Genomic DNA, 25307 nt, shown 5'->3' with positions numbered 1-25307 from the left:
CACCACATCACCCGAACGTGTCTAGATTTCTGGCTCATTTCTCCCCGGCCTAGACGGAGAGGGGGCCGAAGGGGCACACTGCCCGTGGAGACCCGGGAGAACCGGGTAAGAATCCGTCGGAAGGTTCTCGTGAAGATCACCATTGAGGGCGCGAGTGAGGAATTCGCCCGGGAGGTGCTCGCGCTCGCCGCGCGGCAGGGTGCGGAGCTGTCCGTCGCCACCGTACAGACCGGCTGGACCGTCGACCGCGCCGAACGCTACCTCCGCTCTCTTCCCGCCGGCGCCCGCCGGTTCGCCGAGATGGTCATCGTGGACGGTGACGGCTACCTCGACGCCGACCAACTGCGCTCCGTCGTCGGCCGGTTGAACGGGCCGACGGTCGCCCTGTCCCGCGCCGTCCCGCGCGGCGTGAAGAAGGGCTGGTGGCCCGAGGGCACCCCGGCGCCGATCACTCCGGTGTCCGACCCGGAGAACCCGAGCTGGCACCAGAACATCGCCTACCGGATGGACACGGAGAACGTGCCCGTCTTCCGCGAGGCCCTCGCCCGCATCGCCTACACCCAGGGCGCCGCCCGGGCGGCGGGACTGCACCCCGGCGGCACCGGCAAGACGTCCGCGTCCTGGCCGCCCGCCACCGACACCAACGAACAGGAGACATCGTGACGTTATCGCCCGACGCGCTGGCCACGGCGGAAACGCTGTGGAAGCGCCTCACCGAGGACCAGCCCGCCGTGGCCGCCGCACTCGCCATGCAGGTGCGCGCACTGCCCGAGGACTGGTCTCAGCGCGTCCTCGGCGTGGCCCGGCCGCACGCCGCGCTGGAGCTGCCCGCCACCGCCGACGTGCCCATGGAGATCGAGCCGTACGACGCCGCCGACTGGGAGAACTGCCCGGCCTGCGGCGAGGTGTCGGGCCAGCTCTGCCGCTACCACGAGGGCTACACCACCGGCTACGAGGCGCTGAACCAGCCGCTCACCGAGGCCGCCCGCGTCGACCCGAAGGTCACCGTCGCGGACGCCCTGCGGCGGCTGACCGAGGCGGACGAGGCCGCCGAGCGCGGCGAACTCGCCGCCGCCGTGGAACGGCTGACCGGAGGGCAGGGATGACGACGACCAGCACCCCGCCGTGCCCGGAGTGCTCGACCGAGACCGTCCCCATGACGGTCGACGGCGAGGCCATCTGGCGCTGCCCCGACCCCGAGTGCGGCCGCCGCACGTACGGCACCGACAACGAGGACGACGACGACCTGCTGCCGCCGTACACCGAGACCGACGCGAACGGCGCCGTGCTTGCCTACCGCGGCAACGGCCACCTCGACCTGGAGGCGACCGCCGAGCTGGCCTCGCAGGACGGGCCGGACGAGGACGACGTGGAGCCCGCGGGCCCCGTCGTGCCGCCGCTCGACCTGGTCCCCGGCACGCTGCTGGTCGCGGTCGGCCCCGGGGCCTCGGGCAAGTCGACGTACGCGGCCACCGCGGCGGTCGACGTGGTGGTCTGCCTCGACTCCCTGCGCCGTGAGATCGGCGGGGACGAGGGCGACCAGTCCGTCACCCCGGCCGCCGTGGAGCGGCAGAACGCCCTCCTGGAGCAGTACCTGAGCGCCGGGGCGACGGTCTTCCTCGACAGCACGAACGTGGAGCCCCGGGTGCGGGCCGAACTCGTGGAGCGGGCCCGCCGGCGCGGCCGCCCCGTCATCGCCCTGCGCTTCCTGCCCGACCTCGACACCTGCCTGAGCCGCAACGCGTTGCGGCCGGTCAACCGGCGGGTGCCGCCGGAGACGCTGCGCTGGCAGCACGCCCTTGCGCGGGAGGCCACCCCGGACGTCCTGCTCCGGGAGGGCTTCACCGCCGTGCACCAGGTCGACCCCACCCCGACAGGAGACACCGTGTCCAACGACGTCCTTGCCCCCGAGCGGATCGCCGATGCCGTCGCCGTACTGCGCAAGGCGCAGGAAGGCGACGAGACCGCCCGCCGAGACCTTCGCGGCTACTTCCCGGAGTACGAGGGGCTGGTGATGCAGACCGATCACGCCCGCTACCTCGAACACGCCGCCCGCGTCGGGCTGGTGGCGACGCACCTCCTGATCATCGAGTGCGGGGGGTGGCTGGCCTCGGTGGACACCTACACCTCGGACTACGGGCTGCCGCTCGCGTCGGTGGCTCTCGGCGACCACTACACCAGCAGGGCGGAGGCGATCCGCGAGGCCGTGGGCGCTGCGACGGACAACGGATGGCAGCTCGAACCCGAGCACCAGTGGTCCGACTTCGACTGCGGGGGCGGGGAGGTCCACATCCCCATTCACGCCGTTCCCGGCCGCTGACCAGCGAGAAAGGACCGCATCCGTGCGTACCTGCACCCGTATCCAGCGCCGCCGAGATCGCGGCTGGCGCAAGCCCGAGCGGTGCATGATCGTGGACCGCACCTCCGACTTCGGCAACCCGTTCACCATCGCGCAGCTCGTGGACATCGGCTACAAGGAGCCGGAGGCCCGGCAGACCGTGATCGCCGAGTTCCGCCCGTGGCTGCGCGGAAGCCGCGCCAACTGGACCGCTGACGAGAGCGACCGGCGCCGGGAGAAGATCCTCACCCGGCTGCCGGAGCTGCGCGGCATGGACCTGGCCTGCCCGTGCGAGCCCGGCGAGCCGTGCCACGGTGACGTGCTGCTGGAGTGGGCCGCGCTCTCCCCGCTCGCCCTGGAGGTGCGCGTCGCCTCGACCCGCGCCCGGGTCGACCGGCAGCGCGTCTTCCACGGCCTGGAGCCGATGTACGACGCCGCCGAACTGGCCGCCGTCCTCACGCGGGACGTGCACCTCGACTGCCTGGTCGACTTCGACCCGGGCGACGGTATCCCGCAGCGCTGCGACAGCCGGACCTGGAACCACTACCTGAAGGGTCAGCGACTACACGAGGACGCGGTGCGGGTGCGGCTGGTGGAGGTCTTCGCGTGAGCCCGATAGAGGCCGACGTCCCGCGCCTGGACCGGGCGGAGGTGCACGCGCAGACCGTGCACCGGATCTACCGTGACCGTCGGGCTGCCCCGCCGACGCGGGAGCTGCTGCTGGCCGTGGCGTACGCCCTCTTCGTCGCCCCCGGCGACCCCGGGCGGGTGCTGAGCACCGCCGCCCGGGCACTGGGCCGGAGCCCGGCGACGGGGCGCCCCCGGTTCGACGCCCTGGTCGCCGACGACGCGCCCCGCTACGAGCCGCCCCGGGCGGCGGGCGACTGGGGGCCCGGGCAGGCTCCGGGCTGCGAGGCGCCGCGCCTGCGGCCGTACGTCTACCGGCCGCGCCGATCCGCCACAAGCGGCGAGGAGGAGGCCGTGGTGCCGCTGAGGCCTCTGCCCGAGCCGGTCGTGCACGTCGAACCGGGCTACGTCCCGCCCGTCGACCACCGCAACGCACAGGGCATCTGCGGGGCCGACTCCCATCACAAGGTGCTGGAGCTGGACCCGCGGACCGGCTGGACGATCCCGCACTGGTTCTGCAAGCGGCACGTCGACCACGCCGAACGGGTCGCCGAACAGGTCCGCGAGCAGAACGCGGCCGCGCCCGAACCGATCCCGAACCGCGGCGGACTGCTGCCCGCGTACTTCAAGGCACCGTGGGCGGACGTCTACCGCCACTACGCCCCGGCCGCCTGGTCACCGCCCCGGTATGGCCTGTCGGCCGACGACTGGCCCGACCCCGGCAACCCCCCGCCGGCGCGCTCCCGGCGCCTGCGCGCCATCTGACCGCACCGCCCACCACGTCCAATGGAAGGACACTCCGCATGAGCATCAACGACATCGCCACCCTCGCCGACCAGGCCGCACAGCAACTCAACCGCCCCGACACGTGGTTCGGGCTCAGCGGTCACCGGGTCACCGGCGACGCCGTCGCCCGCCACCTCGAATCCGCGGCGAATCTGATGCAGCGCGAGAACTGGGACCCCCAGCTCTACGCCCCCTTCACCGGCCACCACCTGCGCGACGCTCTCCGGAGCACAGCCGCGGACGGCCACGGCGACCCGGACACCCAGTACGTCGCCCGCAAGGTGATGGAGACCCTGCTCCAGGTCGTCATGAGCGCCCCGTACGTCGACTACGAGGTCTGGAGCGAGCACGCCTCCCGGACCCTGGACGAGGTCGTAACCCTGTGCCGCACGGCCGCCAGGATCGCCCGGCACGCTGGCCCCGCACAGCCCAACGCTCCGACGCCCTCCCTGCCGTAGGGCGCTTCACTGGACCGCACAGGTTATCTGGCCAGATAGACCAACGATCAGGGCCGGGTCGCCCGGCCCGTACGAGAAGGAGATCCATGGGCACCTACGAATCCGACCTCGCGGCCGCGAAGCGCTCGCGCACGGCGTGGGGCTGTACGTGCGGAGCCGACAACCCGGCGACGTACGACGCCTGCCACGACTGCGGCCGCCCGTCCTGGTCGTGCGCCGCATGCGGCACCGTCAACCCCTCCGGCCGCAGCGACTGCACCGAGTGTGGCAACACGATGCCCGCCGAGCTGCTGGGCGACCGCGAGGAGGGCTTCGAGATGACCTACGAGGAGTGGATCGCCACTCAGGTCGGCCCCCGCGTCGTCGGCGGTCGGTACACCCACGGCGACGCCGCGAGCGCGTACGAGGTCCTCGCGATCGAGCGCGGCCCGCGGCCGCTCGGCACCTGGCCGGTATGGGACATCACCGTCCGGTTCGAACGCGACGGCCGAGAGACAACGCACTGCTCCGGATGGGACGCCCGCTGCGACACCGTGGTGGCGCAGCCGCCCGCCGGCGGGGAGGGCACCCCCCTGCCGTAGGCGCTGCACCTGGTGCACCACGGCGGCGCGGACGCACAACAACGCGGGCCCCGGCTCCCCTTTGAAGGGGACCGCCGGGGCCCGCGGGTTATCTGGCCAGATAGACCATTCGGAGGGCGCCGCCGGTCTCCGGCAGGCCGACCGCACTGGACGGGCCCGGGGTCGTCGTGACCGTCGGGCCCTTCCTCGGCGCTGCGGCGGTGACGCCGGCGGCCGCTCACTGGCGGTTCCGGCCGGTCCTCCGGCGCCTCCGGCGGCGTTCCATGAACTGGATGAGGGCGAGCCAGAGGTCGCGCTTGTGCTCGGAGTCCTGGGGGACGACGGCCTGGACGAAGAGGATCGCGCCCGGCGTCACGATCGCGAGCACCACGGCGATGGCGACCACCCACCAGGGGGCGCCCACGAAGGTGAGCGCGCTGATCGCGGCGCCTCCGCCGAGCACGGTCGCGCCCGTGACCCGCGTCGCGCCCGGCCGGGGCGTGGGCGGGACGGGGGACGGCCCCGGCTGCTGCGTCGGGACGCTCATCAGGCGGCCTTCTTCCTGGCCTTGGCCTGCGCGCGGGTGCGGGCCCACTCGGCTTCGACGCCCGGCGGGACGTGCAGCTCGCCACTGCGCCTGCGCGTCCTGACCTGGCTGCGCAGGCGGTAGCGAGCGTTCTCGACGTCGCCGACCTTGATGCCGAGCACGTCGGCTATCTCGCCCTGGCTGAGGCCGTCCACGGTCAGGTTCCACACCGCCCGGTCACGCGGCTTGAGCCTGTTGATCATGACGGTGAGGGTGTCGCACAGGTCGCTGACGTCCTCGGGGACCGGCTCGGGGCCCGCCTGCCCGAGCGCGTGGGCGAGGATGCCGTCCCCCATCCGCACCGCGTGCAGGAGGAAGCGGTCCGTGCGCTCGGCTCGCCAGATGTAGAAGACCCGGGGGAAGACGAGTCCGCACCGGCCGTAGAAGTACGACGTCAGGCGGGAGGCCCTGCCGTCCTTGCCGCGGTTGTGGACGGGGTCGTACCCGCCCATCTTGAGCAGTTGGGGGAAGGTCTCCATGGCGACGTTGAGCGTCAGGATGGCCAGGTGCTCGCGGTCCGGCGCGCTGCGGTACAGCGTGGTGCGGTCCTCTTCCGTCATCGCCAGCGGAGTCTTCGACTTCGCGGTCAGGCGCATGAGCTTGTCCGTCCGGCGCATCACCGCGCACAGGCGACCGAAGGCGTAGGCGTACAGCTCCTCGGCCATCAGGTACCAGACCGGGCCCCGGAAGCCCGCGGCGACCACGTCGGCGACGCGGTCCACGTCGTTCTGGACGTCCTCGGGCAGGTCCTGCCCGTCGTCCTCGGCGTTGCCCCGGGCGAGCGCGCCCGGGTCCCCCGTGTCGTTGAAGCGCATGTTCTTCCTTGTCTCCGCGTCCGCATGACCCGAGGGTCGAAGCTGGTTCTAACGTGTCTGTCGCCTCGTATATGCAGAGCGGGAACGAGATTCCTTAAAAGTGGCGCCCAAAGTCATCGCCGGACTCCCAAATACCTATTCGGCAGGGGCCAATTGCGGGGCGGCAATGTCAACGAAACCGTGTCCGGCGGGTGTCCGGACAGCACTCCGGCACAGGTACGGCCCTGTCCGGACGGTTCCCGGACAGAGCCGGACAGGGGCACCGGGCGCCCCTACGCTGAGCGGGCACAGACGCACCACCGGAGGTTGCCGTGACCGCAGTTGAGGACTTCGCCCACCATCTCCGCCAACTGCACGCCGCGGCGGGCGCACCCTCGACCCGTCAGATGGCGGCACGGACCGGGTACGGCAAGAGCACGATCAGCGAGGCCTTCGCCGGACGGCGGCTGCCCACCTGGCCGGTCGCCGACACGCTCGCCGCCGCGCTCGATGCGGACACCGACGACCTGCGGGAGCGGTGGGTCGCGGCGCGAGGGCGGCCGACCACGGTGCAGCCGGTACCCGACTGGCTCACCTCCGTGCGCGCCAGTGCCGACATCCCGAGGATTGCCACCGGCCTGAGTCTCGAGAACGCGGTCGCGGCCGCATCGACCGATCCGAAGCGGGCCATCGCATCGAGTTGGGAGGTCTTGCGGGTGTGCGCTCTGCAACTGGCGCACTGCTACTACGGCGACGTCCCGGGAAGCTGGTCATCGAACGTCGTGGAGACCTACCAGCGAGCCGAGAAGGACGGGCTGCTCCCCGCCGGCGTCGCCGCCGTTGCCAACACGGTCCACTACCGCCACGTCGAATCCCAGTTCCCCGACAAGGAACTGCCGAGCACGGCCGAACTCTTCCAGATCATCGTGCTCGCCTACCGGCTGGCCTGGGAGGCACGCGAGGTTGTCGAGAACTACGTGGAGACCAGCAAGCCCCGGCCGTAGGCGCCTGCATCGTCACCGTCACGGTGGCGCGGCCGTACGACGGCGCGGGCCCCGGCTCCCCCTCGAAGGGGACTGCCGGGGCCCGCGGGTTATCTGCCCAGATAGACCGTTCTCAGGCGGACTCCTCCGGTGCGAAGTTCTCCTTGCAGTCGCCGCACATGATGTTCCGGCGCTCCAACGTCTTCGGGGAGACCCGGATGACCGCGGGCGTCGCGCACTGGCAGACGGCTTTGACGTAGTTGCGGTCTTCCTTCTCCTTCTTCCCGGTCGGCACCTCGTCGTCCCCGCCGGCGTCTGCGGTGTCCGCGTCGTCGGTGGTCCCGCCCTTGCTCCCGCCGCCGCCTCGGGTGCGGGTGGCGAAGATGTCGGGGGTGCGGGTGGCGTGCATCGCCTTGTCGAGTGCGGCGATCTCCTTGGCGTAGGTCTTCGCCGCCTCCTCCCCCAGCTCCGTACCGGCGAAGCCGTACTTCTTCTTCCACTTCTCGCCGACGTCGGCGCGCTGGACGAGTCCCATGGCCTCGGCCATCTTCCGGAACTCCTTGTTGTGGTACTGGCTGGCGGAGCAGTCGTTGACGTCCCGCGCCTCGTTGGCCGCGTGGGTGGCCTCGTGCAGCAGGTAGCCGAAGACCTTGGCCGCACCGTCGGCGAGCGACTCGGCGGTGACGAAGACCTCGTGGTGGCGCTCGTCGCCCTCGCGCAGCTTCCACCGGCGGGGGGCGAAGTGGGCCAGCTCGACCGCGCTCGCGCGGCCGCCGGTGGCCATGCTGATGACGGCCTCGGGGACGTCCTCGTGGCGGGCGCGGATCGCGTCCCAGGCGTCGACCAGGGCGGAGGTGACTCCGGCGGCGATTTTGGCGACCGTGACCTCGGCGGGCAGGTCGGGAACGACCTCCAGGGACGGGGCGGGCGCGGGCTCGGGGATGACGGCGACGGCTTCGGTAGGCATGACTTCATCCTAGCCGAAACTCACCTCTTAAGAGGTGAGTTTCTGGGGTGAGTTGGCGGCATGTCGTCCCAACTGGGGCCTGTTCGCGGCTCACTGTCGGTGTCGTCCGGTATGCAGGAGTCCTGACCTACCGGCGAAGGAGTCCCGCGTGTACGTCGACATGGCCGTCCTCGATGAGGAATGCGTCCGCCTGGCCTGCCTCATGGCCGACCGCAGCATGGAACACCTCACCGTCCCCGAGGCGCGGACTCCCCAGGAGCAAGGCGCCGCCCTGGAAGCAGAATTCTCCAGCGAGCTGGAGCGGTCCTTCGCCCGGATCGCCGCGGCGGGCTCCGATCCGGAATGCATCCTGCCGAGCATGCTGATGGGCATGGCCGGGAAGCTGGCCATCCTCGCGACGGACGTGTCTCTGCACAGCGACCGGGATGCGGCGACGGTGATCCGGTCGATCGGCGGCCGGTAGCGGGTCGGGAGACGCCGACGGGCCGCCGGGGGGAGTTCCGCCCCGGCGGCCCGTCGTCGTGTGGCGCTGCGTCAGTCCTCGGCGTGCGTCCAGGCGCTGGGCACCAGGCCGGGCATGCGGTGGTCGATCTGGTGCTCGCCCTTGGTGCAGCCCGCGAAGGGGCCGGTGGAGGCCCGCAGCTCCCGCAGGGCGGGGTCCATGTGGTCGCGATGCCAGACCGAGGGCCCGGTGTACCCGCAGGATGCCGGGTCCGTCAGCTCCTGCCAGGCGAGCCACACGGCATGCAGGCGGGCGATGGCCACGGGATGCTCCCACCACAGGTGGCACCACCGGGCATCGGCCGACGGCTCTGCGAGGTAGCCGGGCACCAGCACCCCCTCCACCCACTCGATCAGCGCTCGAAGTTCGTCGTCGTACTCCGGCGGGTCCAACAAGAGGATGAAGGGCGGGTACTGCCACTCCTCTTCGCCGTCGTCCTCCCCGGCGGCTTCCCCGCCGGCCGTCCCCTCCTCGTCAGCGGAGGCCTCGCCCGGCTCCCCCTCTTCGCCTCCGGTCAGCTTCTTGACCAGGGTTGTCAGGCTCGCGACCTGCGCCTTGAGGTCTTCGATGTCCTCGAACATGCCGATCGGCACGTCCAGCTCCGGAACATCGTCGGGCTGCTCATCGGCCACTGCGCGTCGCCTTCCGCAGCTCGTACGCGCCCACGGCGCGCTTGGTGATGGCGGCCTCCTCCTCGCGCATCTGCGGGCCGATGTGCGCCATCGCCTTCTCCGCGTACCAGGGGCGCAGACCGATCTGGGCGACGGGCATGCCGGTGGACATCAGCAGGGCCGTCCCCTTGCGCATGGAGCGGATCTCGGCGGGGTCGAGCACCTGCTCGCGCTGCTCGCTCCAACTCCGGCTACCGCCGTCCTTGCTCTTGGAGTACGAGCCCCGCTCGACGTAGTGCGCGCCGGTCAGGCTGCTGATGTCCTGGGCGAACTTGGCGTCATCGATCCCGACACCGATCACCTTCTTCGTGGCTGCGGACCACATGGAGTCCATGCCGACCTCGCCCCACGCCCGTACGCCCTGGCGGTAGCTCTGGAGGATCACGAACGGCGTGATGCCGCGAGATCCCAGGTGGCTGTAGAGGTCGGGCAAGTCTGCGATCTTGCAGATGTTGGCGGCCTCATCCAGGACGGCGCGCATCGGCTCGGGCAGGCGGCCGCCGTGGCGCTCGCCCGCCTCGGTGCCGGCGGTGAACACCGCGTCGGCGACCGCGGCCACGAGCGCCGAGGACGGGCCGCCCTTCTTGCTCAGCAGGTACAGCGTGTCCGTGCTGGTGGCGAAGGCCTCGGGGTCGAAGCGGGCCCGGTGCTTGTCCGGGGTGACCCACGCGAGCACCTTCTCGTCACGCAAGGCACTCATGGCCGTACGCGCGTTCTGATAGATCCCGCTTTGTGTCTCTTCGGCGATATTGATGGAGGAATCGACCTGTTCGGCGAGCACCGGTTCGTGCTTATAGAGCACGCGGAGCGGCGCCTTCTCCTTCGGGTCGGACAGCCACTTCATGACCTCGCGGACGGTGGCGCCCTCCCACCACGCCGCCCGGAACAGGCCGGTGAGCAGGTCTCCGGCGGCCTGGCTCCAGAACGGGTCGGCCTGTTCGCTCGTGATCTGGTTGACGAAGTGGCTGGCGAGACGCTCGGCACCCTCCAGCGTCTCGGCCTGCGCCACCAGGTCGACCCACACGTCCCGCTCAGCCTGCGCGACGCCCTGGGTGTCGAACAGGAAGGTCTGCCCGACCTTCCCGCGGGAGCCGACCGTGGCCGCGTAGACGTCGGCCTTGTTGCTGGTCATCAGCAGGGCGCCGGGCGCCTCCTCCGCCACCGGGATGGCGAGGCTGGTCGACTTGCCCGCGCGGGGCGCCATGATGGCGACGTAGGTGTCCTCGTCGGACCCGCGTAGCTCGACCCCGGACGGCAGGTGGTCGCCGAGGAGAACGCCCCGGTCGCGGGCCGGGAGCTTCGAGGCCTTCGCCCCCTTCAGCGAGGCCCGCAGCCGGGTCGCGGTACGGGCCGCGTGCTTCGGTGTCAGCTCCCGCACCTGGTGCAGGGTGGCCAAGCTGGAGGGGTTCCTGAACCACTTGAAGGTCCAGCGCAGCCCCCATACGAGGAACACGACGACCGCGAGGTCCGCGACGGTGGCGCCGACGATGGACGCGGTCTGCGACTGCGGCCACACCGCCGACCAGTCGCTGATCATCCGGTAGACGGTGAGCGGGGAGGCCGGGGCGATGTCCTCGCCGGTCATCAGTGCGCCGCCCGCTGCTCCGGCCCACGTCGTGGCGGACAGCGTCACCGCGCCACCGAACAGGATCGCGCCGCCGGCCCATGCCCGGTCAGAGTCCGTCATCATCGGCTGTCGCCTCCCACCCTCGTCGTCCGGCGCCGGTTAGTGTCCGTGCGGTAGAGCCGCAGTTCGGTCGCGGTCAGCTCCAGGGAGGCCGCGATCCCGGGCCGGGTGCCAATCTTGATCAGGTACTTGCCGCGGCCCGGGTGCCGCGCGCCCTCTTCCTCCAGGGGCCCGTTGCTGCCGTCGGCGTCGTCGAAACTCGGGTCGATGTCGAGCCCGGTCGACGTCGCAGAGGACCACGAGCCGATCATCATGCGCTCCTGCTCGGTGAGGGACCGCTTGCCGGTGACCCGGCGCAGCTCCTCCTCGGAGGACGCGCCGATCACCCACGTGTCGCACCGGTCCATCAACCCGCGGGCCTTGGCCCGGTCGGTCTCCGTGGGCAGGGCCTCGACGTCCAGCAGCGAGTGCGTGACATAGATCGTCACGTCGTTGGTCGTCCTGTTCAGGCGGCTGATGGCGTCCATCGCGTCCACCAGGCCCGGGCCTGAGCGCAGGGCGCGCCACATCTCGTCCATGGGCAGCACGAGGGATCGGTCCATCAGGCCGATGCTGCGGGCGGAGTCGATCGCGCTGTAGGTGTACGCCCACGTCGCGATCATGCCCGCGCTGACCACGTCATTGCCGCGGGCCCGCAGGGCGGAGATGTCCACGGACACGGCGGGCGCCGAGATGTCCAAGGGGGTCGTCGTCGGGCCATCGAAGAGGCCCTTGAGCGGCCCCCCGATGAGGTTGTCCAGCCCGGCGATGACCGACCGGGTCAGGTCCTGGTACCTCTCCCCCTCCGCGGCCAACTTCGTACGCAGCTCCTCGGGCGCTGCCCGCAGGGCCCGGACGACGTCGGCGACCACGGGGTCACTGCCGGACTCCTGCGCGGCAGAGGCGACCTGCACCGCGGTGTCGAGCGCAGACCTCTCGATCTCGTTCGGCGACCTGCCGAGTCCATGCTTCGTGGACAGCAGCGCGACCAGGGTCTCCAGCCGCCGGCCGTTGAGGACGTCCAGCAGGGACTCACGCCGTTCGACCGGCAGCGTGTGCACAACCCCCTTCAACGGGCCGCTGTCGAGCGGGTTCAGGCGGCCGATGCCGTCGCCGATCCGCACGACGGAGCCGCCGAGCTCGCGGATCAGATCGCTGTACTCGCCCTTCACGTCACCGGGGACGCAGGTGAGGAACCCGTACGCCGAGTAGACCAGGCACATGCGCTTGACCAGCGCGGACTTGCCCGCGCCCGGCTGCGACATGACCCACACGCCCGGGTTCGTCGTCAGCTTGCCGGTCCACCCGCTGGGATCAATGCACACCAACTCCCCCGTCAACACGTCCCGTCCGACCGGCACGCCGCGCGGCGGCAGACCGCTGCCGAGCAGGAAGGGGTAGATGCCGCCCGCCTGCGAGGTGGGGCCGGTGTAGACGGTGCCGCTGTCCTCGACCGGCACGCGGCCGCCGAACCTGCCGCCCCACCCGAGCCTGGGGGCGAAGCGGCCCCGGAGCTTCCTCTCGGCCCGCCGCTCCTCGCGGGTCGGCGCCTGCTCGGTCGCCTTGACCACCCGCTTGGGAGTGGTCACCGGCACCGGCTTGGTCTTGCGTGCCATCGTCGTCAGCCCCCTTTCACTTCACCAGCGGCGAGTAGCCGATCGGCAATCCAGCCGCGAACACGGCGGCCTGGGCGCCGAACGCGCTCCTCATCCGGATGCCGCGGGTCGCCTTGACCGCGCGGGCCAGCTCCTGGCGCGCGGCGGGCAGGTCGGCGGTGCGGCGGGCGGTGGCCGTGACCATGAGGGTCCAGTCGACCACCTGGGCACCGGCGGCCACCTGTGCGGCGGCCCGCTCCGCACGGGCGGCGTCGGCCTTCTGGCTGTACTTCGCGCGGCCCTTGACCTCAGCGGTCGCGCGGGCCTGGTTGTGGGCGTGAGAGATCTCCCGTTCCAGCACCGCCTCGCCCTCGTACGGGTCGAGCACGCGGTAGGACAGGGTGATGCGCCGCTGGTAGCGCCCGGGGGCCAGCAGCGGCAGCAGCACGGAGTACGGCAGGGGGCGGCGCGGCATCTCGCGCAGCACCCAACTGATGGACACCCCGCCGTCGTGCGCGTACTCCTCCCAGCCGTCGTCGGCGGCCTGCGGGCCGCACTCCGCCCAGGACAGTTCCTCGAACTCCTTGTCGCGGGCGTTGAAAACATCGGGGTCGTAGGCGCTGCGCACGATCCGGCGCAGGTCGACGTCGGTCGCCCGGCGCTCGATGTCCGTGCCTGTGCCGGACAGGTCGAGCGAGTCGACCACCCGCAGCGCCTCGGCGACCTGCTCGGCGAGGTCCGCCGGCGGATTGGCGGACGCGTTCGGGTCGACGGTGACGCTCATCCACGGCGCCACGCTCGCGGTGGCGTGCGGGGTCGTGCGGACCAGTTCGTCAATGATCTTCTTGGCGAGCTGCGGGGCGTTCGGGTCCTTGCGGGAGGCGACGTCGTCGCCGAGTGCTTCTCCGGCCCCTGGGGTGATCTGGATGGTGACGGACGCCCCCTTGACCTGCTCGTCGGTGGACATCGCGTCCAGCACAGACGACCAGGTGCGCAGGCTGCTCTGTACGGCGCCGGTGGGCGCCATGAGGCTGCCGCCCGGGGCGAGCAGGGTGGTGATGGTCATGTAGCCGGTCGCGCGGTCGTGGACCACGCCGACGGGGCGGCCGCTGGTCGGGTCGTGGGCCTTGATCAGGGTTGAGCTGGCGCCGACGCCGGGCAGGTCCAGGGCGTACGGGTGCGGCAGCAGCAGACGCCGGTAGGAGGTGGCGTCGAACTTGGCCGCCCGCTTCCAGGCGACCTTGGCCCAGTAGTAGTTCAGCGCGGACATGCCGTGCCGCTTGGCGGCGGCCAGACCGAAGATTGCGCCGGTTACCGGCAGGGTGACCAGCAGGGTCAGCGGGGCCTGGGTGGCGATCAGGCCGTCCGCCATCAGGATGACCGCTGCGAAGATCGTCGCGTTGCGCGACAGCCCGCCGAAGCCGAAGCTCCGGCGGGCTCGAAAGCCCTCGACCATCAGGGTCTTGGGCACTTCGTGGGTGGTCACTGGTTCCCTCCGCCGATCTGTCCGCTCGCGCCCTGGATCGCGTCATTGACGCCGTCCAGGACTTGGATGCCGACGCCGACCGGGCCCGCGGCCGCCGCAGCGCCGCCTCCCGCGGCCGCCGCTCCGGCACCTGCACCAGCCGCGCCCGCTCCGGCACCTGCACCAGCGGCTGCGGCGTCCGCTCCGGCAGCGCCTTCGGGGCCGCCCTGCCCGGGCACGCGTCCGGCCTCGTTGCGGGCGGCCTGCGCCTGGGCGTCGCCGCCCTGGCCGCCGTCCTCGCCGGAACCGCCGTCGCCGCCGCCCTGCCCCTGGCTGCCCATGCTCTGCTCGACGTACTTCGCGTGCTCAACCGCGCTCGTGCCGCTGTTGTCGCCGCCCGCATCGCCGTCGCTGTCTCCGCTGGCCTTCCCGGCGAAGTAGCCCGCCGCGGCGGACAGGGCGCCGCTGGCGCCGCCCGCGCTCATGCCCGCGCCGACCGCCGCCCCGAAGGGGGCGAAAATCTTCGTGAGGGGCCCCGGGGCGAGGACCGCGAGGACCAGCGTGGCGCAGCCGCGCAGCCATTCCGCGAGGGTCTTCGAGTGGCCGAACTCCGCGAAGCCGGTGCAGATGATGACCGCGACCGTGGGCTTGTACGCAACGATGACCATGCCGGAGGTGATCAGGGTCGGCGCCCACTTCCGGGTGGCCTCACCGCCCGTCCGGCCGCCGCCGGCCACGGGGATCAGCAGGCAGATGATGGGGATGGCGCTCTGCCGCAGGAAGATCATCACCATCTGGATGAAGCCGATCAGCAGCAGCACGCCGACGATGCACAGCAGGGTGATGGGGTTCGAGACCGCGTTGGGTAGCAGGACGGCGATGATCCGCTCGTAGGCCTGCCCGTCGTCGTCGAAGGTCGCCTTCACCAGGCCTGCGCTCAGTGCGTCCCCGAGCGTGAGCAGGAACGCGAACAGACTCACGCCGAGGGCGGAGAGGAAGAGGTTCTCCACCCATCCCCTCATGGCCACTCCGGCGTGCTGCACCTTGCCGGTGACCGCCATCTTGGCAAGCTGCCAGATCACCCCGGCCACGGCGATCACCAGCCCGAGCCAGACGAGCATGCCCGCCAGGGTGGCCTGGCCGTCCCACAGTCCGGTGCCCTTCAGGTCGACCGACGGCCCGAGCAGCGCGAAGGTCAACACCTTCTTGATGATCCACTTGGTGACGTCCTGGGCGGACTTGATGATGTCGCCCAACACGGAGTCCCAGACGTTCTTCCAGGCCTCCTTGATGGCTTTCTCGCCGACGTCGCCGACCGCGTCGCACATGTCCGAGCCGGTCAGACCGCCTATGCCGCCCAGCTTGCCGCCGGTGTGCAGGATCGTCCCCAGCACCGGGCCGGTGCCGATCCGGCACGCCCCTTCTATCGCGTTGCCGATGATGCCGTCGGCCCGCGCGGGCTGCGGCGCCGAGACGACGGACACGCCGAACACCGCGACCAGGGCGAGCAGGACCGCGGCGAACCGGCGCCCCACGGCGCTTCGGCGCATCACGACGCCTCCCTTATGGCCGTCCATCCGGAGTCGTTGAAGTCAGCGTCGCCCGGGGCCACGATACGCGGCTGGGCCTGGCCCTGGACGTCCTGCTGTGCGCGGGCAGTGGCGTCGCCGGTGAGCTTCCAGTCGCCGCCCTCCCACTGCGCGCCGGCCAGAGTGCGGGTGTAGGAGCCGGACTCCTTGTCCATCTCGCCGTTCTTCTGGACGACGCGCGAGAGCAGCCACGCGCTGACCTCGGTGTCGGACTTCTTGATGATCTTGAAGCCCACGACGGTACTGCGGACGTACGCGCCCGACGGCAGCGGCGACCCGGCGCTCACACCCATCTGCTTGGCCAGGGCCTTGTCGCTGGCCTGCGCGTTCAGCTCGATCTGCTCGGCGTTCTGCGACGACTGGTCGGCCTTGCCGATGTAGGACCGGTAGATGCGCAACTGCTCGTCCACGTTGGACTTCTGGCCCTCGATGTCGGTCGCGTTGGCGGCCACCATCATCGCCACGGCGCCTTCGGTGGTCTTCGGGAAGCCCACCTGACTGCCGTGGTCGTCGGTGCGCTTCCCCCGCGGAAGCGCCGCCCACGAGTTCGGCTCGGTCCAGTTCTCCGGCGGCGCGTACGTCGCGCTCGGGCCGGGCGAGGCGGACGCGCTCGCGCTCGCGCCCGGCTTGCCCGCGGGCGTCTTCCCGCCGCCGTCGTCGTCGCCGCCGCTGAGCACCGCGTAACCGGTCAGCGCGAGCACGGCCGCGAGCGACGCACCCGCGAGCCACGTGCCCTTCGTGTTCCACGTCCCCCTGGTGCGTGCCATGTCTCCGCCCGCCTCAGCCTGCGATGCCGTTGAGGATCGCGATCAGGGAGCTGGACAAGATGATCGCTGCCAGCCCGCCCCCCATCCACTTGAAGGGCTCACTTCCGCCGCCGTTGCGGCTCTTGTCCGAGACGGCGAGCTTGTAGACGCCGAACGCGACGCCGCCGACCCCGGCCAGGATCAGCAGCCACAGGCCGTAGCCGAAGATCTGGGAGACCGGGCCGTCCATGCCCGGGATCTTCGTCGGCTTGGCACCGGGGATCAGCCCGGCGAGGTACACATCGGCGGCGGCTGCCCGCTCCATGGCCATGCTCATTTCCCTTCGATCGTGCGCCGCAGCTTCTCGGCGGCGTTCCGGACGTCCTTGTACTCCAGGGCCTCGTCAGGACCCTTAACGGCCCGCAGGACGGGCAGGTACGGCAGCCTCGCCACCCCGGCCAGTCGCCCCTCCAGGGCGCGGACCAGGAAGCGGGCGTCCTGCACGGGCCGGGCCGGGGAGTCGGCCACCCACACCAGCCACGGCCGGGGAAGCGATCCCCAGCGCAGCAGGGTCTGCTCCAGCATCTGCACGGCGTACAGCGTGGAGTCGGCTACGAGCACCGGGGAGGCGCCGTACGGGATGTGCTCGCCGTACGTCAGCACGCGGGCCCGGGCGCCGCCGGCGTCGTTGTCGAGCATCTTGGCGACGGTCGCCACTGCAATGCCGTAACCGTTGTCGACGGGCATCAGCGCGTACCGGAGGGCAACCGGCGCACCAGTGCCCGGGGTTGATGTCACCGATTGGGTGGTCATGCCGCAACTCCCCCCGTATGCCTTCGTTTAAGTCACGTTATTGGGTTCTTGGGATCACTGAGGCTAGCGTGAACCTCCGACAAAGCAGGGTGGTGTTTTCCCGAGAGTCGGAGGTCAGGCACAGGTGTCGCTCTACAACAGCGCGCGACAGTCGGGGACTTGCCTGCACCGTAGGAGCCGTTTCGAGACTGCGAAGCGATCACACCTGGTCAACCTGGCCGAAGTCACACCGTCAACTCTCACACTCATCAGCCACACCCCCGGGTCGCCAACGGTTCCACATGGACGCCTCCATTTCGCTGAGCGAAATGAAGGGGGCGTGATTTCGCTGTGCGAAGTCGCCCTGTCCGAAACCTGATCCCGACCCTACGTGAGCCGCGGCCGCGCACTCGGTCCGGCCCCGACCGAATGGAGGCGCACACGCCAAACAACTCGTGATCTAGTACGGCAGAAAGTCACACAACCGGCACGACAGCGAAGCGAGAACACGCACGGGGGGATAGCACGTGAAGGTGCTCATGGGGGCCGCCGCCGCGGTCATAGGACTCATCGTCCTGTCACTTCTCGTGGTGGTAGGGGTGGTGATTTCCGACGACAACGCCTCGGCGACCGAAGGCGGCGCCAACGGCGGCCTGAAGGGCGTGCCGACCGAGTTCCGGGAGTGGATTCTCAAGGCGGACGCCGCCTGCAAGGAACAGGAGTTGACCCCGGCGCTGCTGGCCGCGCAGCTCTGGCAGGAGGCGAAGTTCAAGACCTCCAAGGAGGAGGCGACCAGCGGCGCCGGCGCGCAGGGCCCGGCGCAGTTCCTCCCCTCGACCTTCGCCACCTGGGGACGCGACGACGACGGCAACGGCGAGACCTCCCTGTGGGACATAGGTGACGCCGTCATGGCGCAGGGCCGGATGATGTGCTCGCTGCTGAAGCAGGCGAAGTCCTCCGGCTTCCCGGGCGACGTCCGCGCGCTCGCGCTGGCCGGGTACAACGCGGGCTGGGGCAGGGTCGAACAGTTCAAGGGCGTGCCACCGAAGTCCTTCGCCAACGGCGAGACGTTCAACTACGTCCAGCTCATCCTGAGCTACATCCCGCGCTTCCAGGGTCCGAGCCTGATCCAGGTCTCCGGCCACGGCGCGGCCGCCGACGCGCTGCGCAAGGCGATCGGCCGGATCGGCACTCCGTACGCGTGGGGCGGGGGCGGACCCACCGGCCCGACCAAGGGGTTCTGCGACGGCACGAACGGCTACCTCAACGGTGACTGCGTGGCCTCCAGCACCATCGGCTTCGACTGCTCCGGCCTCGTCCAGTACGCCTTCGCACCCAAGCTGCAACTGCCGCGCACGGCGTCCGCGCAGTACGGCGCCACGTCCGACCGGCCCGTCTCCCGCAGCGACCTCAAGCCGGGCGATCTGCTGTTCTGGTCGCACGGCGGAAGCGGCTCGATCTATCACGTGGCGATCTACGCGGGCGACGGCAACGTGGTACAGGCCCCGCGCACTGGAAGGGACGTGGAACTCGCTCCCCTGACCTCCGCGATGCCCGAGCGGGACTACTACGGGGCCACCCGCCCCTGACCCGAAACGACGTGTGCCGCAGACCGGTCGTCGGTCTGCGGCACACGTGCATCTGGCCGGTGCTCTACCGGGTCTTGCCACTCTTCGCGGTGGGTCCGGCCTCCCGGTGCGCGGCCACGCCGGGTGTCGTCGGTGCGGCGCCCTTCGCGGCCTTAGTAGGGCCCACACTGGGCGACGTCGACCGGGCCGCCGCGGTGTTCACCTTCGGCCCCGGTCCCGCCGGCGCACCGACCGGCTTGCGCAGTGCATCGTTGGCGGCCTGCACCAGGCGCCGCCCAATCTGCGGCTGCTCCCCCTCCTGCCATGAGGGGTCCTTCGACAGGCGGGCCAGATGCTCCGCAACCGGCTGCCCCTTGCTCTCCATGTCCGCCATCCGCGCGGCCACCAGCGGCCACTGACGGGCCGACACCAGAAGGTCCGCCTCACGCTCGTTGCCCGGCATTGCCTCGCGCACCATGCGCGCGAATCGCTGGTTCTCCGACGGCGCGATGGACAGTTGCCGAAGGGCCCGCTCCCGGTCCCCCAGATCGAGGTCCCTCGGGATGTCCAAACCGGTGGTCAGCGGTCCGTACGACAGCGTCGCGTCCCGGCTCGTGGTCGGTACCTCCGCCGCCGCGAGCACCTTGGCAATCGCCTGGTCGACGCCGATGCCCTCCTCGTGTGCGGACGCGAGGATCGCCCGCACGTCGACAGCGTGCTCGTTCAGCGTCGCCATCACCCGGGCCATCTGCGGCCAGTCCGGAGAGGACAGGATCGCCTCGCGCACCGGTCCCGCCGGGAGCGTCTCGCGCAGCAACTTCGCCCACTCCTCGGTGCCTTCACGCCTCACCTTCTCAGCGTTCGCCGCGACCTGGTCCCGCACCGTCACGGTGATCTCGCCGACGCGCGGCAGCATCGTCTCCAGATCGACCCCGGCCCGCTTGAGTGCCATGAGCTGCTGGGCGAGCTGGGGCCAGTCGGCGCCCTCCAGCAACGCCGTGCAGATGTCGTCCGGGAGGAACTTCTTGACCTCCTCCGAAGCCTCCGCCGCGGCCGTCTCGGCGTCCGGGAGTTCGTCCTCCTTCCCCGCCTTCTTCTGCTGCTGGCGGCGCACCGCATCCGCGATGGCCATGACCAGACGGAACGCCATCACGGAGGTCTGCACCGCCTCGGCGGCGGCCTCCGCGAACGCCTCGCCGGGGCGTTCCTCCGGCGTCGGCATCGTCATGTTCGCTCCCCTCGTTACCGGCCCCTTCGCGGGCCCTTGCGCTGCTCATCACCCGGCGGCCGACGTGTCGGTTCGGGCGCCCCCGTCTTGCGCGGTCCACTGGTGCGGCCGGTGCCGCCCGTGGACGTCGGTGACGGGCTCTTGCCGGTGGCTGCCGTCGTCGCGCCGCGCTGACGACTCCACCCGTCCAGCCGCCATGTAAGCACTTCTGCGACTGAGTCCGCTGAGGTCAACTCCCTTCGTGCCGCGACGGCGGCGAGGACCTCGACCGGGTCCTCTCCGGCCTTCTCGACCGCTGCCAGTCTGGTGCGCAGTGCGGGCCACGCCGGGTCTGCGAGCACCGCACGCGCGTGTTCGGGCACCGCCTCCTGGAGCACGCCCGCCATCGGTCGCTCACCCGAGACAGCAGGGGTGCGGCGGGCCCCGGTGGGACGGGTCGTCGTGCGCTTCGGGCGCGGCCGGTACTCGCGTGCCGCGCTCGCGCCGGTGGTCACCTCGACTGCCTCGCGCAGCAGTCGACCGGCCTTGCCGGAGGCCTCCGCCTGGGCTCGGTGTTCCTGCGCCTGGTGCCAGCGGCGAGAGGCCTCGATTGCGGTCACGAGAGCGAGCAGGAAGCCGAGTGCGGCGACCGTGTCACTGCGTCCGGCGGCCGCCGCCGACTGGGACAGCAACTGTGTCGACTCCCGGTAGAGACTGCGCGCCTGCCCCTCCAGCGCGCGGTCGCCCGGCACGCGCGAGGCGCGCTCGAACTCGTACGCCGCGTCCCGCAGTCGGTCGCGCACCATGCGCGGCGAGATCACCGCTGCGATGACGATGAGGTCGCCGAGCGCTGCGACGTCCCCGGCCCCCTGGTGCAGCCCGCCTGCGCCGAGCTGGTCGGCGGCCGCGCGTACGCGCCGCTCCGCCTCTTGCCACATCTCCGCCGGCGCAACCGTCGGCACCGTGACGGGTCTCGCCCAGCGTTCCCGCACGCGCGGCAGCGACAGATCGGAGGCGAGCCGGGCGCCGGGAAAGAACACCGCGCGCTGTCCGCCGTCACGGTCGCCGGGCAGGGCAACGGAGTACCCGGTGATGTTCCCGTCCGGCGCGACGCGCTTGTTCACCCGGACCCCGGCGGCGGTGAGCCGGGCGAAGAAGTCGTCCTCGTTCGCGGCGGCGGCCGCAGCCTCTCGGACCGCCCGCTGAAGCGTCTCGCGTACCGGCTCCCGCAGTCCGCGCCGGACCGCCTTCTCCTGCTCCCCGGTCTTCGGCCATCTCCGCGCGGTCTTGTCGCCGTGGGTCAGCCGACGCAGCCCGAACTCGACCTCGAAGTTCCGCGCGGCGGCGTGCATGTTCGGGATGTCCTGCCGCAGCCGCGGCTTGCGACCGTCCTGCCGGGCCTGCGTCGCGACGATGTGAATGTGGTCGTCGGCGTGCCGGATCGCCACCCACCGACAGCCCTGGTCGTCGCCGTGCTTGGCGATACCGGCGGCGTGCATCATCTCGCGGGCGACCCTCGCCCATTCCTCGTCCGTCAGGAGCCGGTCCTCGGGCGCATTGCGCACCGCGACGTGGTACACGTGCTTGGCCGGTCGCTTGCCGAGCAGAGCGTGCACGGGGGCGTCCAGGATGAGCGCCAGGTCGGCGATCGTCATGTGTGGCGAGCGTGCCGGGTCCTCGACATAGGGGTCGTCCCAGGAAGCGACCATGTGCGGGTCGGTGTGCTCGTCGCGCTTGCCCGGGCCGTACAGGTAGTCCAGCAGTCCCCAGGTGTCCGTGCCGTCCCGGGCCTTCTTCGGCATCATGCGCGCGGCCGCCGTTCGCGCATCACCTGGCGCGTTGCCTCGTCCATGCGCTGGATCGCCTTGAGGATCGCGTCCAGTGTGGCCGTGAGCTGGTCACCGGTCACGGTGCCGTCGGCGTTCAAGGCCTTCGCGATCTGGTTCACGTTGTTGCCGATGCGCGAGGCCTGGTTACGGGCCTGGATGAGTTCGGCGATGAGGTCGCGTGCCTCGATCGAGACGGGCACGACCTTCTCCTTGGCCACCTTCAGGGCGGCGTCGCCGACCCATGCGGCGAGGGCCTGGTTGTCGCGCGCTGCGGCCTCGCGGACGATCGTCAGCTCGGTGTCGGTGTAGGAGACCTTGATGCGCTTGTCGCGACGGCCGTCGGCCTCGCGCTCGCGGTAGCGTGCGCTGCGATCGGAGGAGCGGCGCCGGCCGTCCGCTGCCGGTGGCTCTGCCACGCAAGCCCCCTTCCCAACCCCCCGGTCCGTGCTCGGACCAAAGATCACCGGCCGCCCACAGTAGTGGGCCGAAAGCCGGGGATCACGCAAACTGGGCCCAGTTTGCACTAACTCGCTTCCGGTGGCTGAGGCCATCCGGAAGCACACACAATGCGCGTGGTGACCCGTCAAAGACCCCTGCGGCCTGCGGTAATGGGCCCGCCCCGGCGGCCGCCGTCCGGACGGAGCAAGTACGATCACGGGCATGGCGAGTGCACACGACTTCATGCAGAAGATGAGGGAAGCGCAGGCGGCCCGCGAGAAGGCCTTCGAGCCGCTGGCGGAGATCCTGGGCAAGCGCGAGGAACTCCAGCGCCAGTTGGCGGAACTGGACGCGCCGTACGCCGAGGCCTTCGTCGCCGCGGAGGCGGCGGGCTGGACTGCGGAGGAACTCAAGGCGATCGGTGCCGAGGAACCGGCGAAGCGTCCGAAGGGGCGCCCGCGCGGTCGGCGGTCGACGGCGAAGAAGGCGACGCCGGAGAGCTCCGCAGCGGAGGCTGCGGTCGCTTCACCGGCGGCTGCCATCCCGGAGCAGGAAGGCGCCGGTGAGGCCGCCACGGCGGCCGCCGCAGGCGTCTCCGGCTGACCACGACGAACGAAGAGGGAAGGGCCCCGCTGCGCGGGGCCCTTCGCGTTGTGCACGCATCCCTCCCCGGCCTCTCCAGTGTCCGGCCGGGCTCCTCCGCGTCAAGGTCGTACGTCCGCTCCTCGCCGCGTCGCTCGTTCCTCCCGACGCCCCTGCGGTGCGGGCGCTCCACCTTGACACTCCGTCCCCCGACCTGCGGAAGGGCCTTGACGGGGAGGGAGGAAAATGGGTCGGCGCCAAGAGGCCCGGCAGGCGGCTAGGGCCGTCTCGCGGGTGCGGGCCGGGAGGGTAGGGCGTTCCAGAATTCTGGAACACGCAACGGTGCCCCGGACCCTCACAGGCGGGTATCCGGGGCACCGTTTCCGGCCGCTGTCCGCGACGGGGGAGGCGCGAGCAGCGGGGTTCGGGGAGCGGGCTACAGCCCGCTGGTACGGCGGGCGCTCACAGGTCGCCCGCCGCGATCATTTCCTTGCGGGTGCGGCGCACGGTGAGCTTGCGCGGCTCCTCCGCCGGCCACTCCGGTCCGCCACCGTGCGGCTTGCGGAGCCACACGACTCCGCCGCGAATGTCGGTGACGACGGCCCGCGTCTGGCCCTCCATCACCTCGTCGCCGACCGACGGCATGGTCTCGGTATCGGTCATCGGGTCACCTTCATCTCTGCCCAGACACGCTTGCCCCACCAATGGCGCCCGTTGCCCATCAGGTCGTACCCCCAACGGTCCGCCATTTCCTCAACCAGCGCGAGCCCGCGGCCGCCGATGTCGTCCGGTCCGGCCTCGCGTAGCTCCGGCAGGTGCCGGGGCTCACGGTCGATCACGGCCACGTAGACCCGGTCCTCGTCAGGCCGGTTGATGATGACCCGCACGGACTGACCGCGAGCGTGCCGGACGGCGTTCGCGAACAGCTCCGTCAGCACCAGAGCGGCGGTGTCCCCGACCTTGTCCATCTCCCACACGCGCAGGGCGATCCGAGCTAAGTCGCGTGCCTTCTCGGCGGTCTCCGGCGTGCGTTCCATCGTCTCGCTGTAGCCGGGGTGTCCCGCCGCGCGGGGTGTGGTGGTCATGTCGGGCATCGCCAGACCTCGGGGGTAGCGGATTGGTCGAGACACGACCGTAAAGGCCGAAGGGGGTAGCGACAGGTACAGTCGCTACCCCCTTGCGGAGGGGTACAAGTTGTACCCCTAGGCGGCCACGCCGAGTTGACGCGCGAGGCCGCGGGCGTCGTCCCGGATGATCGCGCTTCCGCCCTCTGCCAACTCCGCTGCCGCGCCCCGCGCGAAGAGGTTGAAGCATGCCGTCTCCGGGCTCGCCTCGTAAGCCTTCTTCAGCAGGTGCACGACCGCCACCGACTCCCCCGCGAGGCTGTAGGCGCGGGCCGTCTCGATGATGTGGAAGCTGCGACGGGTGGCGCTCTGCATCGAGCCGAGGTCGATGTGCGTGGCCGCGTCGACCGCCGCGCCGGAGCGCACCAGGTCGTTGTTCATGGTGATCGCGTACGCGTCGACCATGCCCCGGCCGAACATCAGCCAGGGGTGCACGTACGCGTCACCGAGTCGCTTGGCGGCGGCGTCGGCGCTGTCCCAGTGCCGTTCGGCGTTGCCCTTCTGGCCGACCTTGGCGAACGACAGGGCGGCGGCCAGGTGCAGCAGCCCGCCGAGTGCGATGTCCTCCGGTCCGCGCTCCGGATCGAGCAGCCGGATCGACTTCATCGCGAGGTCGACGCGCGCCTCGTGCCGCTCTCCGGCGTCACGGAAGACGTGGTTGAGGTACCACGCGGAGGCCGCCATGGCGCGTGGGCTGTCGGCGTCCTGAGCCATCGTCATGGACCGGTCGCCGGTGAGCATCACCAACTCGGGAGCGGGCTGGAAGCTCAGGTAGAGCTGGGCCAGGTGGTAGCCCTGCGCGAGCAGCACCTGGGACCGGCGCCGGTCGGCGCCTTCGTGGGTGCGGGCCGCGTGCTGGAGGTCGGCGAGCAGGGCTGGCAGCACGTTGGCGATACGGCTGCGGTGGTCGCCGAATCCGTGCCACGCCTGCCACGCGTTCTGTACGCGGGTGGCGAGCGCTGCCGCCGGCGTGGGCTCCTCGTCCCGGGTGAGCAGGTCGTAGGTCGTCAGGGCCTCCTTCACGCGCAGCAGTGAAGGGTGCGCGGCCTTGGTGTAGGTGGCGGCCGCGATACGTTCGTCGCCGGTGAGGGTGGCAAGGTCGTCCACGCCGAGGGACTCCGCGAGGCGCAGGAGTAGCGGCAGGCGTGGCATGCCGAGTCGGTCGTTCTCGATCGCCTTGACCCATTCCGTGCTGCGGCCGATCAGACCGGCGAGCACCGGTCGCGTCTGGCCTTTCCGCTCGCGTTCGCGTCGGACCCGCTGACCGAACGTGAGGGGCGGGCCATTTTCAGCGTCGTGCGTCATGATGGACTCCGTTCTGACGTCGCACTCAGGACGGTACCGGTGCGCGAGCATCCGGGGACCCCGGTCTCCGAGTCGAGTACCCGAAGGGGACCGGAAAGCCCCGGCGGGCCGCTGATCTCCAGCGGCCCG

General features: G+C 71.0%; 28 protein-coding genes. 11 read left to right on the top strand and 17 right to left on the bottom strand.

Annotated features, from left to right (window positions below):
- The first annotated feature begins 129 nt into the window (after positions 1-129).
- From AC27LF_RS36180 to AC27LF_RS36150, 7 genes are all read left to right on the top strand, one after another.
- Entirely contained in the window at positions 130-663 is a 534-nt protein-coding gene (locus tag AC27LF_RS36180; RefSeq protein WP_479660581.1) for a hypothetical protein, read from the top strand.
- Positions 660-1106 carry a hypothetical protein gene (locus tag AC27LF_RS36175; protein ID WP_479660580.1) on the top strand — a complete coding sequence of 149 codons (447 nt, stop codon included), beginning with the start codon at positions 660-662 and terminating at the stop codon, positions 1104-1106. The genes AC27LF_RS36180 and AC27LF_RS36175 overlap by 4 nt, the downstream gene beginning before the upstream one ends.
- Positions 1103-2320 (top strand): AAA family ATPase, encoded by a 1218-nt coding sequence (locus tag AC27LF_RS36170; protein WP_479660579.1) that lies wholly within the window; start codon positions 1103-1105, stop codon positions 2318-2320. The genes AC27LF_RS36175 and AC27LF_RS36170 overlap by 4 nt, the downstream gene beginning before the upstream one ends.
- Before the next feature lie 22 nt (positions 2321-2342).
- Positions 2343-2948, top strand: coding sequence for a DUF4326 domain-containing protein (locus AC27LF_RS36165; protein WP_479660578.1), 606 nt, complete (start codon positions 2343-2345; stop codon positions 2946-2948).
- Positions 2945-3730 carry a hypothetical protein gene (locus tag AC27LF_RS36160; RefSeq protein ID WP_479660577.1) on the top strand — a complete coding sequence of 262 codons (786 nt, stop codon included), beginning with the start codon at positions 2945-2947 and terminating at the stop codon, positions 3728-3730. The genes AC27LF_RS36165 and AC27LF_RS36160 overlap by 4 nt, the downstream gene beginning before the upstream one ends.
- A 38-nt stretch (positions 3731-3768) precedes the next feature.
- On the top strand, positions 3769-4209 hold the full coding sequence (locus AC27LF_RS36155) for a DUF6197 family protein (protein ID WP_479660576.1): 441 nt from the start codon (positions 3769-3771) through the stop codon (positions 4207-4209).
- 86 nt (positions 4210-4295) lie between these two features.
- Positions 4296-4790 (top strand): hypothetical protein, encoded by a 495-nt coding sequence (locus AC27LF_RS36150; protein ID WP_479660575.1) that lies wholly within the window; start codon positions 4296-4298, stop codon positions 4788-4790.
- A 217-nt stretch (positions 4791-5007) separates the two neighbouring features.
- Here AC27LF_RS36150 and AC27LF_RS36145 read toward each other — a convergent pair whose 3' ends face one another.
- The gene (locus tag AC27LF_RS36145) at positions 5008-5316 is read right to left on the bottom strand and encodes a hypothetical protein (RefSeq protein WP_479660574.1); all 309 of its coding nucleotides are present in this window, start codon (positions 5314-5316) and stop codon (positions 5008-5010) included.
- Complete coding sequence (locus AC27LF_RS36140) at positions 5316-6170, bottom strand: sigma factor-like helix-turn-helix DNA-binding protein (RefSeq protein ID WP_479660573.1); 855 nt, start codon at positions 6168-6170, stop codon at positions 5316-5318. The genes AC27LF_RS36145 and AC27LF_RS36140 overlap by 1 nt, the downstream gene beginning before the upstream one ends.
- A gap of 311 nt (positions 6171-6481) precedes the next feature.
- Between AC27LF_RS36140 and AC27LF_RS36135 the strand changes: the two genes are divergently transcribed.
- A complete protein-coding gene (locus AC27LF_RS36135) occupies positions 6482-7153 on the top strand; it encodes a helix-turn-helix domain-containing protein (protein ID WP_479660572.1) in 672 nt (223 codons plus the stop codon).
- A 112-nt stretch (positions 7154-7265) separates the two neighbouring features.
- Here the strand turns inward: AC27LF_RS36135 and AC27LF_RS36130 are convergent, their stop codons facing one another.
- Positions 7266-8099 carry a hypothetical protein gene (locus tag AC27LF_RS36130; RefSeq protein WP_479660571.1) on the bottom strand — a complete coding sequence of 278 codons (834 nt, stop codon included), beginning with the start codon at positions 8097-8099 and terminating at the stop codon, positions 7266-7268.
- Positions 8100-8247: 148 nt separating this feature from the next.
- Between AC27LF_RS36130 and AC27LF_RS36125 the strand changes: the two genes are divergently transcribed.
- The gene (locus AC27LF_RS36125) at positions 8248-8562 is read left to right on the top strand and encodes a hypothetical protein (protein WP_479660570.1); all 315 of its coding nucleotides are present in this window, start codon (positions 8248-8250) and stop codon (positions 8560-8562) included.
- 71 nt (positions 8563-8633) lie between these two features.
- Here AC27LF_RS36125 and AC27LF_RS36120 read toward each other — a convergent pair whose 3' ends face one another.
- The 8 genes from AC27LF_RS36120 to AC27LF_RS36085 are packed head-to-tail and all read right to left on the bottom strand — an operon-like array spanning position 8634 to position 17146.
- On the bottom strand, positions 8634-9233 hold the full coding sequence (locus tag AC27LF_RS36120; protein WP_479660569.1) for a DUF4913 domain-containing protein: 600 nt from the start codon (positions 9231-9233) through the stop codon (positions 8634-8636).
- Positions 9223-10962: a type IV secretory system conjugative DNA transfer family protein gene (locus AC27LF_RS36115; RefSeq protein ID WP_479660568.1), complete on the bottom strand. Its 1740-nt coding sequence runs from the start codon at positions 10960-10962 to the stop codon at positions 9223-9225. The genes AC27LF_RS36120 and AC27LF_RS36115 overlap by 11 nt, the downstream gene beginning before the upstream one ends.
- Entirely contained in the window at positions 10959-12554 is a 1596-nt protein-coding gene (locus AC27LF_RS36110) for an ATP-binding protein (protein WP_479660567.1), read from the bottom strand. Before AC27LF_RS36110 ends, AC27LF_RS36115 begins: the two co-directional genes overlap by 4 nt.
- A 16-nt stretch (positions 12555-12570) precedes the next feature.
- Positions 12571-14019 carry an SCO6880 family protein gene (locus tag AC27LF_RS36105; protein WP_479660566.1) on the bottom strand — a complete coding sequence of 483 codons (1449 nt, stop codon included), beginning with the start codon at positions 14017-14019 and terminating at the stop codon, positions 12571-12573.
- Positions 14016-15551: a hypothetical protein gene (locus tag AC27LF_RS36100; RefSeq protein WP_487231288.1), complete on the bottom strand. Its 1536-nt coding sequence runs from the start codon at positions 15549-15551 to the stop codon at positions 14016-14018. The genes AC27LF_RS36105 and AC27LF_RS36100 overlap by 4 nt, the downstream gene beginning before the upstream one ends.
- Complete coding sequence (locus AC27LF_RS36095) at positions 15548-16354, bottom strand: hypothetical protein (RefSeq protein ID WP_479660564.1); 807 nt, start codon at positions 16352-16354, stop codon at positions 15548-15550. The genes AC27LF_RS36100 and AC27LF_RS36095 overlap by 4 nt, the downstream gene beginning before the upstream one ends.
- Positions 16355-16367: 13 nt before the next feature.
- Positions 16368-16670 carry a hypothetical protein gene (locus tag AC27LF_RS36090; RefSeq protein WP_479660563.1) on the bottom strand — a complete coding sequence of 101 codons (303 nt, stop codon included), beginning with the start codon at positions 16668-16670 and terminating at the stop codon, positions 16368-16370.
- A complete protein-coding gene (locus AC27LF_RS36085) occupies positions 16667-17146 on the bottom strand; it encodes a hypothetical protein (RefSeq protein ID WP_479660562.1) in 480 nt (159 codons plus the stop codon). Before AC27LF_RS36085 ends, AC27LF_RS36090 begins: the two co-directional genes overlap by 4 nt.
- A gap of 506 nt (positions 17147-17652) precedes the next feature.
- Between AC27LF_RS36085 and AC27LF_RS36080 the strand changes: the two genes are divergently transcribed.
- Positions 17653-18714: a C40 family peptidase gene (locus AC27LF_RS36080; protein WP_479660561.1), complete on the top strand. Its 1062-nt coding sequence runs from the start codon at positions 17653-17655 to the stop codon at positions 18712-18714.
- 64 nt (positions 18715-18778) lie between these two features.
- On the opposite strand, the gene AC27LF_RS36075 is transcribed toward AC27LF_RS36080, so the two are convergent.
- Genes AC27LF_RS36075 through mobC form a run of 3 tightly spaced genes read right to left on the bottom strand, consistent with a single transcriptional unit; the run spans position 18779 to position 22145 of the window.
- Positions 18779-19921 (bottom strand): hypothetical protein, encoded by a 1143-nt coding sequence (locus AC27LF_RS36075; RefSeq protein WP_479660560.1) that lies wholly within the window; start codon positions 19919-19921, stop codon positions 18779-18781.
- 14 nt (positions 19922-19935) lie between these two features.
- Positions 19936-21705 carry a relaxase/mobilization nuclease domain-containing protein gene (locus AC27LF_RS36070; RefSeq protein ID WP_479660559.1) on the bottom strand — a complete coding sequence of 590 codons (1770 nt, stop codon included), beginning with the start codon at positions 21703-21705 and terminating at the stop codon, positions 19936-19938.
- On the bottom strand, positions 21702-22145 hold the full coding sequence (mobC, locus tag AC27LF_RS36065; protein ID WP_479660558.1) for a plasmid mobilization relaxosome protein MobC: 444 nt from the start codon (positions 22143-22145) through the stop codon (positions 21702-21704). The genes AC27LF_RS36070 and mobC overlap by 4 nt, the downstream gene beginning before the upstream one ends.
- Positions 22146-22389: 244 nt before the next feature.
- On the opposite strand from mobC, the gene AC27LF_RS36060 reads away from it, so the two are divergent.
- Complete coding sequence (locus AC27LF_RS36060; RefSeq protein WP_479660557.1) at positions 22390-22770, top strand: hypothetical protein; 381 nt, start codon at positions 22390-22392, stop codon at positions 22768-22770.
- 441 nt (positions 22771-23211) lie between these two features.
- On the opposite strand, the gene AC27LF_RS36055 is transcribed toward AC27LF_RS36060, so the two are convergent.
- From AC27LF_RS36055 to AC27LF_RS36045, 3 genes are all read right to left on the bottom strand, one after another.
- Positions 23212-23412 carry a hypothetical protein gene (locus AC27LF_RS36055; RefSeq protein ID WP_479663439.1) on the bottom strand — a complete coding sequence of 67 codons (201 nt, stop codon included), beginning with the start codon at positions 23410-23412 and terminating at the stop codon, positions 23212-23214.
- The gene (locus AC27LF_RS36050; RefSeq protein ID WP_479663440.1) at positions 23409-23834 is read right to left on the bottom strand and encodes an ATP-binding protein; all 426 of its coding nucleotides are present in this window, start codon (positions 23832-23834) and stop codon (positions 23409-23411) included. Before AC27LF_RS36050 ends, AC27LF_RS36055 begins: the two co-directional genes overlap by 4 nt.
- A 117-nt stretch (positions 23835-23951) precedes the next feature.
- Positions 23952-25178 (bottom strand): helix-turn-helix domain-containing protein, encoded by a 1227-nt coding sequence (locus tag AC27LF_RS36045; protein ID WP_479660639.1) that lies wholly within the window; start codon positions 25176-25178, stop codon positions 23952-23954.
- Between the last annotated feature and the right edge of the window lie 129 nt (positions 25179-25307).

It is taken from the genome of Streptomyces diversicolor (assembly GCF_057537855.1).
This window is presented reverse-complemented; position numbering and strand designations above follow the sequence as displayed.